Source organism: Trichormus variabilis 0441 (assembly GCF_009856605.1).
In the GTDB taxonomy this organism is placed as follows: domain Bacteria; phylum Cyanobacteriota; class Cyanobacteriia; order Cyanobacteriales; family Nostocaceae; genus Trichormus; species Trichormus variabilis.
The window spans coordinates 1,921,239-1,938,950 of record NZ_CP047242.1 but is presented as its reverse complement, the minus strand read 5'-3'; the positions used below and the strand labels follow the sequence as shown (position 1 = coordinate 1,938,950).

Sequence of the window (17,712 nt, the reverse complement as noted above, 5' to 3'; positions counted from 1 at the left end):
CCTAGAGCAGATAGGATCAGAAAAGTCAGGATAAATGATTTTCAAAAATCCACTGCGGAGAACATTTTATGAATCTGGTTTCACTCCAGAACTGGTTAGATAACGCGTCCTTTGCCGTCTTATTCCTTACAATGCTGCTTTATTGGATAGGTGCAGCGTTTCCGGGTTTACCAGCGATTAATGCTTTAGGAACAGCTGGGATGGCGATCGCTAATTTGTCCATAGCAACCCTGCTGGGCGCACGCTGGATCGAAGCTGGTTATTTCCCTTTAAGTAATTTGTATGAGTCGCTGTTCTTCCTTTCTTGGGGAATTACAACTGTTCATCTGATTGCTGAAAATTCTAGCCGCAGTCGTTTAGTAGGTGTGTTTACTACCCCTGTGGCTATGGGAATTGTGGCTTTTGCTACCTTAACATTGCCATCAGATATGCAGGTATCAGAACCCTTAGTACCTGCACTGAAGTCAAACTGGCTGATGATGCACGTCAGCGTTATGATGTTGAGTTACTCGGCCTTGATGGTAGGTTCATTATTGGCGATCGCTTTCTTGGTGATTACTCGTGGTAACAATATACAGTTACAAGGTAGTTCTGTCGGTAACGGTGGCTATCGTACCAACGGCTATCGCTTGATGAAAGCTGGTGAACTAGTTTCTCAACCAGCAACACCACCAGTAGAAAATAATGGTTTTGCTCGTTTGGAAAGCCAAAATAACGGCAACGGTAACACAGCCGTATTGAATTTAGCTACTACCCCTCAAGCAACAACCTTAACACCTACCGAAACCCTCTCGCCCCAACGCCTCAGCCTAGCCGAAACCCTAGACAACATCAGCTATCGCATCATTGGTTTAGGATTTCCCCTGTTGACAATTGGGATTATTGCTGGTGCAGTTTGGGCAAACGAAGCCTGGGGTTCTTACTGGAGTTGGGACCCTAAAGAAACTTGGGCGTTGATTACTTGGTTAGTATTCGCTGCCTATCTCCACGCCAGAATTACCCGTGGTTGGCAAGGTCGTCGTCCAGCAATTTTAGCTGCTAGTGGCTTTGTTGTTGTCTGGATTTGTTACCTTGGTGTCAATCTTTTGGGCAAAGGTTTACATTCCTACGGGTGGTTTTTTTAAACAACTTATCCGTTGTTCTCCTCTTCGTTCTTGGAGAGGAGAATCTATCTGATTAAATAACTGAGTATAAATATTTATATTAGTTGTCACTAAATCTACAAAATCATGATTTATTGCGGATAAAGCATTATATCTGTGGAAAGGAACTATAGATTTAGCCACAGGAGTTTCTTATGGGAGATGGATTTGAAAGACTAAACCATGATGAAGTAGTATCTATAGAACCGGATACATTTAATAAATTAGATATTGCTAAAACTTTTAAAGTTCGTGATTTGATTACGGCGATTAAAGAATATATTGGAGCAGATGGCACACCTGAAGCTAATTTATATACTCTAGGTATAAATTGTGAAGTATTAAAATTTACGGCTCAAGGATGGAAGAAAGGCAAAGTGAGACTGGCTTTAGAATTTTCTCCTGATGAACCCGAATCACCACTAGAAGAAATTAGCGAAAAATTAACACAGTTCGACATTCTATGATGTTGTAATATTGGCACTTCCATGACAACACCAACATGGTATGGACTAAGCTTCATGCAAAGATACATCGTACTATCCGATCGCGTCACTTATTTGAGCGCAATCAAAGGCTATTAGTCGCAGTTTCCGGTGGACAAGATTCTCTGTGTTTAATCAAATTATTGTTAGATTTACAACTGAAATGGGGATGGGAGTTAGGTATTGCCCATTGTGATCATCGTTGGCGTGTTGACTCTCAAGCTAATGCTGATCATGTCAAAAATTTATCTGAAACTTGGGGTGTGTCTTTTTATTTAGAAACAGCCAGTAAACCTATAAATAGTGAAGCTACAGCTCGTGAGTGGCGCTATGAGACTTTAAGTGCGATCGCTCAAGCATACAATTACGAATATATAGTCACAGGTCACACAGCTAGCGATCGCGCTGAAACCTTACTTTACAATTTAATGCGCGGTACTGGTGCGGATGGCTTACAAGCTTTGACTTGGCAGCGCCCACTAACTGAAAATATTTTATTAGTACGTCCATTATTAGAAATTACTCGCAAACAAACAGAGCAATTTTGTCAAGAGTTTCAGCTACCAATCTGGGAAGATTCCACCAATCAAGACTTAAAATATGCTCGTAATCGCATCCGTCAAGAATTAATTCCCTACTTACAAGCCAATTTTAACCCCCAAGCCGAATTAGCCATAGCCCAAACCGCCGAACTGCTACAAGCAGACGTTGAGTATCTAGAACGCACCGCCCAGCAGTTGAAGGAAAAGGCGATGGAATGGGAAGTAGGGGAAGAATTTTTATCTCCCTCATCTCCTTCACCCTTTCTATTACGGCTTAACCGTCAGGTATTGCAAAAAGCACCCTTAGCACTGCAACGCCGGGTGATGCGGCAGGTATTACAAGAAATACTTGCTGATGCGCCTAATTTTGAGCATATCGAGAAATTAACAGCCTTAATCACAGCACCCAACCGTTCGCAAACAGATCCTTTCCCTGGTGGTGCGATCGCTCAAGTCCAAGACAATTGGATATTATTCAGAAATGGGGAAAGGCGCAACAATTAATTCTGCCTCCTGCCTTTTATGATGCCAACAACTCAGGCTGAGAGATAAAACTACTGATAGTCTGACGAATCTCGGTAATAGTTTGGAGTTGATAATCACCTGTTTCTTGGATTTGCGCCAAAGATTCTCCAATTCCTTGTAGTTTGTGCCTTAACTCATCTACACAATCCTGGATGGGTTGTAGAGCTTCTTGATAGAGATTTATCCGACCCCAGCATTCAGCAGTTGCTGTTTTTAATGATAATAAATCAGATTCTATCGTTTTCAGTTCCTGCTGCTTTTCTTGGAGGTCATGAGCTTGATTGTCAATCATCCCTTGGTCTAGCTCAATAGCAGAACGCATTTGTTCAATTTCTCGTTCCAGTTGTTGTAATTCCTGGGATTGTTTTTGCCTTTGAGTTTCGATTTGTTGCAGAATTGGGGAAAAATCAACGCTGTTATCGTCTTCTGTGGTGGGAACAGGTTGTCCTTGTCGCCGTAGTAGTACGTTTTGGTGTTGCTGAATCAACTTTTGCCTGGCTAACAAATTACGTCTTTGTCCAACCAAAGTTTGATTGAGCATCTGATACAAGTCTCGTTCATCTGACAACTCAAGTTGCAAATTAACTAAATCCTGACCAGATGCTTGGTTAATTTTTTGTTGCAGTTCTTCTATGGTTTGTTGTTTATATGTCAGTTCTTGTTCTTGGTCATGAACAAAGCTAGAATCTATTCCCAATTTATCTATTAAATCTTGAACTATCTTTTGTAGTTCATCTAAGGGCATATTCTCCAGAGCTTGCACATCTAATTTCTGGCTGGGAACCGCATTACCAGAAGAAGCAGCCAAAAAATTAACCTGTTGATATAAAGTATCTTGAGATTGTAACTGCTCTTTTACAAAGCGAATATGTTCTTCTTTGGCTATAAGTGAGTTTGTATTAACTTTTAATTGAGCAGTTTGCTGTTGTAAAGAATCCTGTGCTTGTTTGCATGAGTTTTGGCGATCGCTATATGTTTGCGCCAATTTATCAGCTTCTTCTTGCTTTTGATGAACTAAAGTTTTTTGTTGTTCCAAATTTTGCCAGTGAGGATTCAGAGTAGCTTGCTGTTTTTCGATTAATTCCACAGCCACACGTAGGTGTTCCCTGACGGTTTCTGTGGGCGCAATGCGACTAGACAAGCGATCGAGTAACTCACTCATCGCCTGACTTTGAGTTGCATCCAATACATTCCCCTCTTGCAGGCGTTCCTCTAAACGGCGCTGCTCACCCCGCAAATGCTCCCAAGCACCTTCCAATTCTTGGCGATTGCGTTCAACTTCAGCTTGTAATTGCTCAATTTGTTCACGGGATGTGTCCACCTCCTGTTTTTGTGCTTCCAGGCGTTGGAACTCATCTTCCATTTCATGTAATTGTTCCAGTCGCACTTCCATATCCATTTCTCGGCGATTCAACTCCTGTGCCTGAAATGTCAGCGACTCTTTCCACTGGTCTATTTCGTCTTCCTTAAGCTTATATTTTTCCAACTGTCGGGAAAAGTTCTGCAAAATATTGACGAGCGGCCTACCAGCCTCCTGAATCCTTTGCACTTGGCGATTTGGTGTGAGTTCCACCAAAACCAGTGCGCCATCGTTTAACTTGCTGGCTTCCTCTGCTGCAATTACCTCTTCCGACACAGTACTCCAATTCTGGTCGGTTCGCTGACAAGCTAGCAGTTTTAATTCGGTTTTGGAACTACCACTCAGTAAGCCACCTTTCTGCTTTTGTACTTCTGCTAAATACAGCACACCGTTCTTCCTCTTGTGTACTTGATGCCAATGTTTTGAGATATACCTTATATAATTCTGCTAAATTGTCTTAATTTCACCTAAATTGAGGAGAATCAGACGAACAAAACTATTTATAGGAGCGAAATATAGCGTTTCGATATTGAGAACAGCGAATTGATTGTTGTCTCTAATATTTTGTACTGATGGCAGTTATGATGACTTCCGTGTTATCACTAACTTTATCTCAATTCTATTAAGAAAATTTACAGTTTATAAGTAAATGTATTACCTGATTAAGACTGGTTGTGAAAGAAACATATAGGGAATGGAGAGTAGCAGGAAGGGAGCAGGGGGAAAAGAAGAATACTAATAGTGCATGACAACTGACAACTGACAACTGACTATTGACTCTGGACTAAACTAAATGCAGGGAAGTTTACATGAAATCGATATTCGCAGTATCCTGCAATTGATTGAATTGGGACAGCGAACTGGGCAACTTTTGATTGAAGCACCTAGCTTGTACAAGCCTCATCAAAATGCTAAAGAAGATGCAGAAGAGCCAGATTATTTTAGGAATTACCAACAACAATATTGGCTGATATATTTTTTGAATGGGCAAATAATTTATTGTCAAGAAGGAGATATTAATTTTTCGCGGATTGACGGCTATTTGCGTTATTATCGCGTAGAAATGGGTCTAGACGAACAATATCTGACTAGCTTAGGTAAACTAAATTCCTCAGAATATGAATATCTTTGGCTGTTATTAGAGCGGAATATTATTAATTCTCAAATAGCTGAAAATATTATCTACCGTTTGGTTGGTGAGACATTATTTGACTTATTGAGTTTACACCAAGGTAGGTTTATGTTTTGTCAGGATACAGCGATCGCTCCCCGATTAAGCACCTGGGAGATTTCGCCATTAGTCACTCAAGCCACCCAACAATTACAACAATGGCACGAGCTATATCCCTATATTCAGTCACCAGAACAATTGCCAATATTAGCTGACAGAGTTCATTTAAACTCATCACTCCCAGAAGCCACAATGAATAAACTTCAGCAATGGGCTGATGGAAAAACTACCTTACGTCAACTAGCACGTTATCTCAATCGAGACATTTTGACAGTCGCCAAGGTTATCTATCCATATGTACAACAAGGTTGGTTAAAACTAACCCATCCAGAAGCAAATAATTGTCCGATCAACATCCACACGCCAGGAAACCAAAAGAAAGCGAAAATCCTCTGTATTGACGATACAAAAAGTATTTGTGAAACTGTAGAGTCTATTCTGCAAACACGAGGATATGAAGCGACGGGTTACACTATACCGGAAGTAATCGTGTTAACCAATCCCCTAGAAGCTTTAGGTCTAATTTTTCAACTCCGACCAAATTTAGTTTTCTGTGACATTTCTTCCCCCGAACTAAATGGTTATGAGATTTGTGCCATGCTGCGTCAATCTCAAGTATTTCGGTATATACCGATGATTATGTTGAGTAGTAAAGATAAATTTATAGATCAAATCAGAGCTAGGATGGCCGGGGCAACAGATTACCTCATAAAACCTTTTAATGATGATGAATTACTCATGCTTGTAGAAAAATACTTAAAATCCTCGCCCACCAAGGGATGGGAATTTGGTAATGGGTAATGGGTAATAGGTAATAGGCCTATTACCCATTCGTAATTATCTATTACCAAAGTGGCGGGACACCTTTCCTCTCATCTCTATACCCTATTTAGACTTGTTGATTCCGTAAAATATGGGGTAAAAGATGTTATCACAGAATCAACCTACTCCGAGACAAAGTATTATCAAGACAATTAACCAAACAATAGAATTAATTTATACAGTAATTTTTGTGGGGAGATCAGGGAATGTTCCAAACAGGAACGTCTACATCAGGAGGTAGATAGCCATTTATGAGTACAGTTCTGATTGTGGAAGACAGTCTTGCACAGAGGGAGATGATTACAGACCTCCTGAAAGCCAGTGGCTTAACAGTTACCCATGCAACTGACGGATTAGAAGCATTAGAGGCAATCAAAGAAGAACCTCCCGATCTCGTAGTCCTAGATATTGTCATGCCCAAAATGAATGGCTACGAAGTTTGCCGTCGATTAAAGTCAGATCCCAAAACCCAAAATGTCCCGGTAGTGATGTGTTCTTCTAAAGGAGAAGAATTTGACCGCTACTGGGGTATGAAACAGGGTGCGGATGCTTACATAGCAAAACCGTTTCAACCAACCGAATTGGTGGGAACAGTCAAACAACTACTGCGAGGATAAGGATGAAAACAATATGGTCAGCAAACCGGACTTTTTAAACGGCGGTGGTCAAGACCATTTCCGCCCAGAATTACAAGTAGAAAGTCCTGAAGGTGAGTTACATCTACGGTTTTATATTCCCTCGCATCAGGAGTTTGCACTACCCGCAACTGGTATTAGAGAGGTGATGGAACTAAGTCCCGATAGAATCACCCCGATTCCTAATGCTTCTCCTTTACTTTTGGGTACTCTAAATTTACGAGGTCGAGTAATTTGGGTGGCAGACTTGGGTCAATTTCTAGGGGAAGCAACTCCCTTAAACACAGACAGAGCAGAAATTCCGGTGATTGCAGTTCAGGAGCAAGACACAACTGTGGGTTTAGCTGTGGATGCGATCGGCGGTATGGACTGGCTAGATGTACAAAATCTCATGCCACCTACAAGCATACCGGATACTATGGCTCCATTTTTGCGGGGAGAGTGGTTATTAGAGCCTAAAAACAACCAATCTCTAAGACTACTCGACCAAATGGCAATTTTGCGGAGTGCGAGGTGGGCAGGATGAAATTGGGAGGGGAGCAAATGGCAGCAAGTATAGAAGAATACCTCGAAAAGTATCAGCAGGCTTGTACAGCCTACGCGGAACAAAAATATGAAGTTGCCGCCAGTTTAGTTGATCAGGTTGTGCAGAATGTACCAGACGACCCTAATTCTCATTTGTTGCGGGGTCACATCTACTATGTTTTGCAGCAGTACGATGTGGCAACAGCAGAATACGAACAGGTCATACAGTTAACCGATGACTTTGAACTTATTGGATTTGCTCAAAGTGGTCTGGAAAATATTAGCCAATATCAACAATCAAAATCAATCGCTGAGCAGTCAGCGAATCTTCACAACAACGAATCCATAGATTTGGGTGTATTTACCTTTAAAGAATCAGCAGAATTAGAATTAGAAGATTTGGGGTCTATTGAAGATTTTGACAGCAATAACTTCGATTTAAATGCTTTAGAAACACAACAATCATTGGTAACCACAGAGGATTTATCTTTAGATAATCCTTTTGAAACACCTACAGATAGTATTTCTTTTAATAAAAACCCAGAATCTATAGAATCTATACCAGCTTTTAGTGATGATCCTTTTGCGTTGAACCTTGAGCAAGAAGAAGAGCAAAAGACAAACTCGCATCAAGAACAAGTGGAACTAGAGTTACCGATGTTCTGGCAGGAAGATAGCCTGGAAGAGCCGCAGACTGATAATTTATTGGAGATTGGCACAGAAGAGCCAACCGATAACCCAGATTCTGTCGTCGGCCATCACCAAAGTAATATCGATTCACCTTTTGCCGAATTCGACACAACAAACAGTTTTATTGGGCAAGCTTCTGTAGCTGAATTCTTAATAGAAAATGGTCAAGAAGATACTACAGATGAATTAGACATAAATAAAAGCAAGCCAGAACCAGAAAATTCTTCACCAAATAAAGAAGAACTTGTGAATGGCTTCATACCCCTAGAGAATTTGCCTGATGATAGTCTAGATGATATTGCTCATCCAGAATCAAATAACTGGTTACAGGAAATAGCTTCTCAAGAGGAAATATTAGAGTCACCCGCGTCTGTTAATAGTGGTTTTACTATGAAATCACCATCTCCAGATATCCTCAAAGAGGAGATGAATAACTTTGACGTTGATGAGAGTTTTGATTTTGAAGCATTTGAATCAGCTTTCGGAACAGAAAGTATAACCAATGATGAAGATACCAGCATTATCTTCAATAAAGAAAACTCTAAAAGTAATATCGAATTTTTAGACGACTTTGATGAATTTGATGATTTAGGTAATATTCCTGGGTTTGATCTGGCAGAAGCAGATTCCAGCTTTAGTGATGTGATGCTTTCCAGTTCTACAGACATTAATAGTATCCCTAGAGGTAAAGCGGCAGAAACTGCAAACAATGCTACAGAACGCGATGAGGAGCTATTTAGCATTACTGGTTCCCAAGAAGCAGTACCAATCTTTAGTCAAACAGATGTCCCCAAGGTAGAAGCTAATATCAATGTCGAGCAAGGTTGGTTAGCACCATTAGAAAACGCTTCCCTAGACACAAAACCTTGGTTGGTTGGTGGGGTTGTAGGTGTCTTCTCCGCTTTGGTTGTGGCAACAGTTAGCTTTACCGCTACTAACATTGCTCCTCCCCAACAACGGGAATCATTGCGGTACACAAGTTGGGCGATGTCTTTGGCAGCAGGGATGACGGGTTTTGCCACAGCCGCATTCATGGGGAGTGTGACTATCAAACAAGTCCGCCGCACCACCAAGGATTTGCAAGCGCAATTTGATGCTGTCCGTCAAGGTAGCTTAAATGTGCAAGCTACAGTCTATTCCAACGATGAACTAGGACAGTTATCGGCTGGCTTTAACGAAATGGCGCGGGTAATTTTCACCACCACCAATGAAGCCCAACGCAAAGCTGATGAACAAGAAGAAGCCAAAGAAAATCTACAACGCCAAGTAATTCGCCTCCTAGATGATGTGGAAGGCGCAGCCAGAGGGGATTTGACAGTACAAGCGGAAGTGACAGCCGACGTGTTGGGAGCCGTTGCCGATGCCTTTAACCTGACAATTCAAAACCTGCGGGACATCGTACAACAGGTAAAAGTTGCAGCGAAGGAAGTAACCAAAGGTGCAACCAATTCGGAAACCTTTGCTAGAGCCTTATCGAGTGATGCTTTGCGCCAAGCAGAAGAGTTGGGAGTTACCTTAAATTCTGTACAGGTGATGACTGACTCTATTCAACGGGTGGCGGAAGCAGCGCGAGAAGCCGAGAAAGTGGCGCGTGATGCTAGTACGATCGCTCTCAAAGGTGGGGAAGCAGTGGAAAACACAGTGGCGGGGATTTTGGAAATTCGGGAAACTGTCGCGGAAACTACCCGGAAGGTAAAACGCTTGGCAGAATCTTCCCAAGAAATTTCTAAGATTGTCGCCTTGATTTCGCAAATTGCTTCCCGTACCAACTTACTCGCACTCAACGCCAGTATTGAAGCAGCGAGGGCGGGAGAAGCCGGACGGGGGTTTGCAATTGTGGCAGATGAAGTCCGCCAATTAGCGGATAAATCAGCCAAATCCTTAAAGGAAATCGAACAAATTGTGATGCAAATCCAGAGCGAAACAGGCTCAGTAATGACCGCAATGGAAGAAGGCACACAACAGGTAATTAAAGGCACAAAACTAGCGGAAGAAGCCAAGCGATCGCTCGAAAATATTATTCAAGTAGCGAATCGCATCGATATTTTGGTGCGCTCAATTACCAGCGATACCGTAGAACAGACGGAAACATCCCGTGCTGTGGCTCAGGTAATGCAATCGGTGGAACTGACGGCTCAAGAAACTTCTCAAGAAGCACAAAGAGTTTCCGGCGCACTGCAAAATCTGGTTGGTGTGTCCCGTGATTTGATTTCTTCCGTGGAACGTTTCCGTGTAGAAACAATGGAAACAAGGTAATTAGTCACTAGTCCAAAGTCCAAAGTCCAAAGTTTACTTAATTGACTAACGACTAATGACTAATGACTGTTGACTGTTGACTATTGACTATTGACTATTGGCTAAAAAACTATGCTGCCGGAACAACAACAGAGGATTTTAGGTTACTTTATTGAAGAGGCGAGAGACCACCTGAATACAATCGAACAGGGGTTGCTCAATCTTGAGAGTACCTTAAACGACCCGGAAATGATCAACGAAGTTTTCCGGGCGGCTCACTCCATTAAAGGAGGAGCAGCAATGCTTGGTTTAACTAGCATTCAGCACACTTCCCATCGTTTAGAAGATTGTTTCAAAATTCTTAAAGACAATCCGGTTCAGGTTGACCAAAAACTAGAGTCCTTATTTCTTGGGGTTTCTGATACCCTAAAGGCGCTATTAGAACAGTTAAGCGGGCCGTTCGGTTTATCGGAAGAAGTTGCTAATACTTTGATGTCGGAAACTGAGCCAGTTTTTCAATGGCTACATGAGCATTTGGAACAACTGGTACAAAAAGGTGGCACTGCTGAAATTGGTGATCATGCAGTAAGTAAGCCAAACACAGCAGATAGTGTGGGTACACTCACAGAAATATTCTTTCGCCAAGATGTTGCAACTCCAGCAGAAGCAACCCCCAAAACTTCTCCAGTTTTACCAACCTATTCTCCCATTGTTGCTACAGATAGCGATCAGTGGAGCGAGTTTCAAGCCCAGGTTTTACAAACTCTCAGGGAGATGTTGCAACTATTTAAGCAACCAGCAACACCAGCATCTCGGCAAAATTTACAAGACTGCTGCAATCAGTTAGTCAAACTCGGAAAAACATGGAATTTGCCTAACTGGTGTAATCTATGCAAAGCTGCAGCTAATGCGATCGCTAATCAAGAAAATACCTATCTGACTTTAGCTAAAATTGTCATTACAGAAATTAAACAAGCTCAAGAATTAGTTCTGCGAAGTAGGGAATCTGAGATTACAATTAGTCACCGACTGGAAGCACTCTGGGGTTTTCCAGAAATGCCCTTGTTAGAAGTAGCACAAAATTTACTGGGTGATGTTCCCACTGCTGTTAGTCAATCATTCATAACACCAATAACCCCCACATCTGAACCGACAATTACTAATAACGAAATTAGTGCGCCTTTAATTGAATCACCAACAGACAGTGTAACTAGTTTCACTGAAATATCTGACCAACTTTCTCCTCAAAGTGCCATAGCAGAAAGCATTGCGAACACGGATATTGCATTTGATCATGAAGACCAAACAACCTATACTACTAATAAAATTCATACCCACGGGCCAGAAGTAGGATTAGCTGAGTTAAATACTCTTGCTGACTTGTTTGAAGGTGAGACACCAGAACTCGATGAAACATGGCAACAAGAAGAAATTATTGATATTAATAATGCTAGTAATTTAGGTGTGGATGTCAGCGAAAGTACTGATGAAGCAATTGATAGTGATCTTGCTGATTTTCTATCACTGGAAGAAGATAAAGAAGAGTCCGAGAAAACTATAAATAATACAGAAGATTTAAGCTTACTTTTTGGAGAAAACTTCTTAGAGAAAAATAATTTAGAATCACTTGATTTATTTAAAGCTCCTGTTACTGCGGGTGAAATAATACAAGAAGCTAGAGATAATGCTAATCAGTTGCCAGATTCTGATGATGTCATAGATGATTTGTTGGCATTAAAAATCGATGATGAAATCCAGAATAGCAATGAATTAGAGCAGACAAACACCTCAAGCGATTTTGATGATTTATTTTCAGATACAGAAACTAATCTACCCACTAATTCCGAGTTACAGCTAATAGCACTACCAGAAGACTTATCGCTAAATAACATATTTAATGATTCAGAGGAAAATAAGCAATTATTAACTGAAAAATCAGAAATTAGTGATTTATTGGATTTACCACCAGTAGATAATTTAGGGAATCTATGGAACTCGGCAACTGAAGTAGAACCGGAGCAAATATTAGAGTCTGTAATAGAAGAAGATATAGCCCAAGCTTTAGAGGAAAGTTTGTTTGAAGCTGCGGCTTCTGGAGACATTTTCGTTGAAAATCGACAATTTACATCACATTTAAATGAAAGTTTAGATCCAGATGATCTAAATATCACTTTCTTACAGGATGAACAGCAGTTAGATTTGCTATTCGCATCAGATACAAGTGATGATTTATTTGGGGAATTAACTATAAATACGCATGATACTCATAGGATTGATGTTATTAGTGATGATATCCAATTCTTAAGAGAAATTAGTCAAGTTTCTCCACCTGAGATTCATGATTTTTCACAGCAACCAGAAGTTTTAGATTTTACCCCTGAATTTACTACGCAAATTCAAGAACTATCTGCTATTGATGATTTATCATCATTAACGAGCGATTTAACAGATATCACTTTTACAGAAACGAATGATTCTTCCAGTTTAGAAACAGTTGCAGAAACTAGTGAACTAAGTTTAGATGATGATTTATCAGCATTAAATAGTGATTTAACAGATATCACTTTTACAGAAACGAATGATTCTTCCAGTTTAGAAACAGTTGCAGAAACTAACGAACTAGATTTGGATGATGACTTATCAGCATTAAATAGTGATTTAACAGATATCACTTTTGCAGAAACACATGATTCTTCCAGTTTAGAAACAGTTGCGGAAACTAACGAACTAGATTTAGATGATGACTTATCAGCATTAAATAGTGATTTAGCGGATATCACTTTTGCAGAAACACATGATTCTTCCAGTTTAGAAACAGTTGCGGGAACTAACGAACTAGATTTAGATGATGATTTATCAGCATTAACTAGTGATTTAGCGGATATCACTTTTACAGAAACGAATGATTCTTCCAGTTTAGAAACAGTTGCAGAAACTAGTGAACTAAGTTTAGACGATGATTTATCAGCATTAACTAGTGATTTAGCGGATATCACTTTTACAGAAACGAATGATTCTTCCAGTTTAGAAACAGTTGCAGAAACTAGTGAACTAAGTTTAGACGATGATTTATCAGCATTAACTAGTGATTTAGCGGATATCACTTTTACAGAAACGAATGATTCTTCCAGTTTAGAAACAGTTGCAGAAACTAGTGAACTAAGTTTAGACGATGATTTATCAGCATTAACTAGTGATTTAGCGGATATCACTTTTACAGAAACGAATGATTCTTCCAGTTTAGAAACAGTTGCAGAAACTAGTGAACTAAGTTTAGACGATGATTTATCAGCATTAACTAGTGATTTAACAGATATCACTTTTACAGAAACGAATGATTCTTCCAGTTTAGAAACAGTTGCGGAAACTAACGAACTAGATTTAGATGATGACTTATCAGCATTAAATAGTGATTTAGCGGATATCACTTTTGCAGAAACACATGATTCTTCCAGTTTAGAAACAGTTGCGGGAACTAACGAACTAGATTTAGATGATGATTTATCAGATTAACTAGTGATTTAGCGGATATCACTTTTACAGAAACGAATGATTCTTCCAGTTTAGAAACAGTTGCAGAAACTAGTGAACTAAGTTTAGACGATGATTTATCAGCATTAACTAGTGATTTAGCGGATATCACTTTTACAGAAACGAATGATTCTTCCAGTTTAGAAACAGTTGCAGAAACTAGTGAACTAAGTTTAGACGATGATTTATCAGCATTAACTAGTGATTTAGCGGATATCACTTTTACAGAAACGAATGATTCTTCCAGTTTAGAAACAGTTGCAGAAACTAGTGAACTAAGTTTAGACGATGATTTATCAGCATTAACTAGTGATTTAGCGGATATCACTTTTACAGAAACGAATGATTCTTCCAGTTTAGAAACAGTTGCAGAAACTAGTGAACTAAGTTTAGACGATGATTTATCAGCATTAACTAGTGATTTAACAGATATCACTTTTACAGAAACGAATGATTCTTCCAGTTTAGAAACAGTTTCAGAAACTAGTGAACTAAGTTTAGACGATGATTTATCAGCATTAACGAGTGATTTAACAGATATCACTTTTACAGAAACGAATGATTCTTCCAGTTTAGAAACAGTTTCAGAAACTAGTGAACTAAGTTTAGACGATGATTTATCAGCATTAACGAGTGATTTAACAGATATCACTTTTGCAGAAACACATGATTCTTCCAGTTTAGAAACAGTTGCAGAAACTAGTGAACTAAGTTTAGATGATGATTTATCAGCATTAACTAGTGATTTAGCGGATATCACTTTTACAGAAACGAATGATTCTTCCAGTTTAGAAACAGTTGCAGAAACTAGTCAACTAAGTTTAGATGATGATTTATCAGCATTAAATAGTGATTTAACAGATATCACTTTTGCAGAAACGAATGATTCTTCCAGTTTAGAAACAGTTGTCGAAACTAACGAACTAGATTTGGCTGATGATTTATCGGCTTTAACCTTAGATGAGTTAATCACGGAAAATCACAACTTTATAAGTATTGCGGTTGATGACAATACCTTATCTACCTCAGAATTTAGCGAATTGGGGTTATCTCTGACAAATGATGAAAATCCAGAAGATATTGCAGATTCATCAGGGCTTTTAATAGATATAAATCCAGCCACGGAAGATGTAGCCGGGGTTGAAGTAGAGAATGTGGTTTCTACTTCAATAGATATCCCAGAATCAGTCAAGTCAGATACTTATATTCAAGATGATTTTGCTGATTTAGAAGCATTGTTAGAAATAGAAGAACCTACATTCAGTGCTGATAATGACTCCATAGCAGGAGATGATTTTGCTGCTTTAGAAGCACTTCTGGGTGAAGACAATCCGGAAACAGCACTGGATGAGCCACCTGCTTTAGCTAAAATCATCAAAACTACTCCTACTGTTTCCGTAACACCAGCGCCGTTGGCAGATGAATTTAGTGATCTGGAGAAACTTTTAGCAGAAGCAGACCAAACCATCTCCCATTCATCACCAGTCAAACCAACGGTAGGAAAAACTCCACGTACTTCTAATCGACGGACTGCGAGATTTGAAGAAACGATGAAAGTGCCGGTCAAGCAGTTGGATGAAATGAGCAATTTGGTCGGTGAACTAGTAGTCAACCGCAACACCTTAGAGCAGGATCATGAACGACTGCGACAATCATTAGATAACTTGCTAGTTCAGGTGCAACAACTCTCAGACGTGGGTGCAAGGATGCAGGAATTATATGAGCGATCGCTCTTAGAAGCTTCTTTATTAGCTAGTCGCAAAACTAGAGAGCCTGTCTACGAAGTACCGGATGCGAATAGCGATCGCGGTTTTAGCGAATTAGAAATGGATCGCTTTACTCCCTTCCACACACTGTCTCAGGAAATGATTGAATTGATTGTCAGGGTGCGGGAGTCAGCGAGTGACATTGATTTCGTCACTGAAGAAACCGAACGAGTAGCCAGACAATTCCGTCAAGTGACCACTCAACTGCAAGAAGGTCTGACACGCGCCCGCATGGTGCCATTTTCCCAGACAATTGACCGCTTGCGGCGGGGAGTGCGCGACAACGCCATCAAGTTTGGTAAACAGGTGGAATTAGTGATTGAAGGTGGCGATACCCTCATTGACAAGATGATTTTAGATCATCTCAATGACCCACTAACCCATATGCTCAACAATGCGATCGCTCACGGTATTGAAACCCCAGAAATTAGGGAAGCATCTGGCAAACCACCCGTGGGAACCATTACTATCCGCGCCTTTCACCAGGGGAATCAAACTGTAATTTCTGTAGGAGATGACGGTGCAGGAATTGATCCCGAACGCATCAAAGCCAAAGCAGTGAAGCTGGGGATTATGACACCAGAACAGGCTAGAACTATTTCTCGCCTGGAAATTTATGACCTACTATTCCAGTCTGGTTTTAGTACCAAAGATGAAGCCGATGAAATTGCTGGTCGTGGTGTGGGAATGGATGTGGTGCGTTCCGAAATTAGTGAAATTCGCGGGGCGGTAAATACAGATTCTACTGTTGGCAAGGGAACCACCTTCACGATTCGTCTACCATTAACCTTGAGTATTTGTAAGGCTCTGTGCTGTGTTTCTGATAAAGCACGGATTGCCTTTTCAATGGATGGTGTGGAAGATACCCTAGATATACCCAGCAAAAACGTCCAACATAACGCTGATGGACAATCATTCATCTCTTGGCGGGATACGGTTTTACCTTTCCGACCATTGAAAGAACTGTTAACCTTCAATCGTCAACTCGGTCGCGGTAATGTCTACGGTGGTACTAGAGATGATGATATGATTTCCGTCGTCGTTGTGCGATCGGGTAATACTTTAATCGCTCTCCAGATTGACCAAGTATTGAGTGAGCAAGAAATTGTTATTAAACAATTTGAAGGCCCAGCACCTAAACCAATAGGTGTAGCAGGGGCTACGGTCTTGGGCGATGGTCGCATTATGCCCATTGCTGATGTACTAGAAATTATCGACATCTTCCAAGGACGGATGTCCAAACACGCTGGTGGCGCACCTTGGCAACAAACACCACCAATTGCGATCGAAATCCCATCTGTGAAGATTGACCCAACTGTGCTGATTGTAGATGACTCGATCACAGTCCGAGAGTTGTTGTCCCTCACCTTTAATAAAGCGGGTTATCGCGTTGAACAAGCTCGTGATGGTCAAGAGGCTTGGGACAAACTCCGTTCCGGTCTGCCTTGTGATATCGTCTTCTGCGATATTGAAATGCCCCGTTGCGACGGACTAGAGTTACTCTCACGTATTCAGAAAGACTCCACCCTTAACCATTTACCCATTGCTATGCTCACCTCAAGAGGTGCAGATAAACACAGACAGATGGCAATTCAACTCGGTGCTAGTGGATACTTTACTAAGCCTTACCTAGAAGAGGCTTTACTAGAAGCCGCAGTGCGGATGTTGAAAGGTGAGAAGTTAGTCAGTCAAATAAACGCTTAAGGTTGTTAAGAGAACGGTGATAGGTAATAGTAAACGACAATTACCCATTACCTATTACGAACCCCGCAAATCTTGTTAAGGTGATACGCACCTAAATCAAATATTCTTGCGTCAGGGCTGTCCATAGTCAAGAGTCCAGAGTCAAAGGCTAGCTTGGACTCTGGACTTTTGACAACCTGAGTGCGAAATATACAATTTAAATGCGTAACAGCTTACTGTATTAAACGGAAACGATGTTTCTCAATCTTCAAAATCTTTATTAATCCATTCACGTCCGGCTTGTTCAGCTGCTTGGGCTGTGAAATATATTTTGCGTTCTCCAAATACAGCACCACCCAAACTGAGAAACCGGAACTGCCAGCAATCAGTTTCTGTGTAGAAAACCAATAAAGTCAACCCCCTGATACCAACAAGTAGGTGAATTTGGACTTGGTTATCTGTCATTATTCAGCTGCTATGCCTCATTAGCAATTTAGTTATTAATTATGGCAAAGTACATGAGTGACGGCGACTGTATGA

General features: G+C 40.5%; 10 protein-coding genes and 2 pseudogenes. 9 read left to right on the top strand and 3 right to left on the bottom strand.

From position 1 onward, the window contains the following. Positions 1-68: 68 nt before the first annotated feature. The 3 genes from ccsB (at position 69) to tilS (ending at position 2,673) form a co-directional block, all read left to right on the top strand. On the top strand, positions 69-1,124 hold the full coding sequence (gene ccsB, locus GSQ19_RS07765) for a c-type cytochrome biogenesis protein CcsB (protein ID WP_011317389.1): 1,056 nt from the start codon (positions 69-71) through the stop codon (positions 1,122-1,124). Positions 1,125-1,297: 173 nt separating this feature from the next. After that, entirely contained in the window at positions 1,298-1,609 is a 312-nt protein-coding gene (locus tag GSQ19_RS07760; protein ID WP_011317388.1) for a KGK domain-containing protein, read from the top strand. Positions 1,610-1,644: 35 nt separating this feature from the next. Then, positions 1,645-2,673 (top strand): tRNA lysidine(34) synthetase TilS, encoded by a 1,029-nt coding sequence (gene tilS, locus GSQ19_RS07755; RefSeq protein ID WP_011317387.1) that lies wholly within the window; start codon positions 1,645-1,647, stop codon positions 2,671-2,673. Positions 2,674-2,689: 16 nt separating this feature from the next. Here the strand turns inward: tilS and hmpF are convergent, their stop codons facing one another. Then, positions 2,690-4,441, bottom strand: coding sequence for a pilus motility taxis protein HmpF (gene hmpF / locus GSQ19_RS07750; RefSeq protein WP_011317386.1), 1,752 nt, complete (start codon positions 4,439-4,441; stop codon positions 2,690-2,692). Positions 4,442-4,847: 406 nt separating this feature from the next. Here hmpF and GSQ19_RS07745 point away from each other — a divergent pair, with 406 nt between their 5' ends. The 5 genes and pseudogenes from GSQ19_RS07745 to GSQ19_RS30520 all read left to right on the top strand — a co-directional run. Then, the gene (locus GSQ19_RS07745) at positions 4,848-6,086 is read left to right on the top strand and encodes a response regulator (RefSeq protein WP_011317385.1); all 1,239 of its coding nucleotides are present in this window, start codon (positions 4,848-4,850) and stop codon (positions 6,084-6,086) included. 272 nt (positions 6,087-6,358) lie between these two features. Continuing rightward, positions 6,359-6,724, top strand: coding sequence for a response regulator transcription factor (locus tag GSQ19_RS07740; RefSeq protein ID WP_010995103.1), 366 nt, complete (start codon positions 6,359-6,361; stop codon positions 6,722-6,724). A gap of 13 nt (positions 6,725-6,737) precedes the next feature. Further along, the gene (locus GSQ19_RS07735) at positions 6,738-7,268 is read left to right on the top strand and encodes a chemotaxis protein CheW (protein WP_011317384.1); all 531 of its coding nucleotides are present in this window, start codon (positions 6,738-6,740) and stop codon (positions 7,266-7,268) included. 17 nt (positions 7,269-7,285) lie between these two features. Beyond that, positions 7,286-10,213 (top strand): methyl-accepting chemotaxis protein, encoded by a 2,928-nt coding sequence (locus tag GSQ19_RS07730; RefSeq protein WP_041456592.1) that lies wholly within the window; start codon positions 7,286-7,288, stop codon positions 10,211-10,213. Between the two features lie 111 nt (positions 10,214-10,324). Continuing rightward, a pseudogene (locus tag GSQ19_RS30520) lies at positions 10,325-11,674 on the top strand (Hpt domain-containing protein); the annotation flags it as partial. 1,993 nt (positions 11,675-13,667) lie between these two features. On the opposite strand, the gene GSQ19_RS07720 reads toward GSQ19_RS30520, so the two are convergent. Next, complete coding sequence (locus GSQ19_RS07720) at positions 13,668-14,483, bottom strand: hypothetical protein (RefSeq protein WP_159368348.1); 816 nt, start codon at positions 14,481-14,483, stop codon at positions 13,668-13,670. Between the two features lie 448 nt (positions 14,484-14,931). Here GSQ19_RS07720 and GSQ19_RS07715 point away from each other — a divergent pair. After that, positions 14,932-17,193 (top strand): annotated as a pseudogene (locus tag GSQ19_RS07715) (hybrid sensor histidine kinase/response regulator); the annotation flags it as partial. 240 nt (positions 17,194-17,433) lie between these two features. Here the strand turns inward: GSQ19_RS07715 and GSQ19_RS07710 are convergent. Further along, entirely contained in the window at positions 17,434-17,637 is a 204-nt protein-coding gene (locus tag GSQ19_RS07710) for a hypothetical protein (protein ID WP_010995097.1), read from the bottom strand. Between the last annotated feature and the right edge of the window lie 75 nt (positions 17,638-17,712).

Bases quoted from the DNA above. Each gene is read 5' to 3' on its own strand.
- ccsB (WP_011317389.1), top strand. From the start codon at position 69: ATGAATCTGGTTTCACTCCAGAACTGGTTAGATAACGCGTCCTTTGCC.
- GSQ19_RS07760 (WP_011317388.1), top strand. From the start codon at position 1,298: ATGGGAGATGGATTTGAAAGACTAAACCATGATGAAGTAGTATCTATA.
- tilS (WP_011317387.1), top strand. From the start codon at position 1,645: ATGGTATGGACTAAGCTTCATGCAAAGATACATCGTACTATCCGATCG.
- GSQ19_RS07745 (WP_011317385.1), top strand. From the start codon at position 4,848: ATGCAGGGAAGTTTACATGAAATCGATATTCGCAGTATCCTGCAATTG.
- GSQ19_RS07740 (WP_010995103.1), top strand. From the start codon at position 6,359: ATGAGTACAGTTCTGATTGTGGAAGACAGTCTTGCACAGAGGGAGATG.
- GSQ19_RS07735 (WP_011317384.1), top strand. From the start codon at position 6,738: ATGGTCAGCAAACCGGACTTTTTAAACGGCGGTGGTCAAGACCATTTC.
- GSQ19_RS07730 (WP_041456592.1), top strand. From the start codon at position 7,286: ATGGCAGCAAGTATAGAAGAATACCTCGAAAAGTATCAGCAGGCTTGT.
- GSQ19_RS07710 (WP_010995097.1), bottom strand. From the start codon at position 17,637: ATGACAGATAACCAAGTCCAAATTCACCTACTTGTTGGTATCAGGGGG.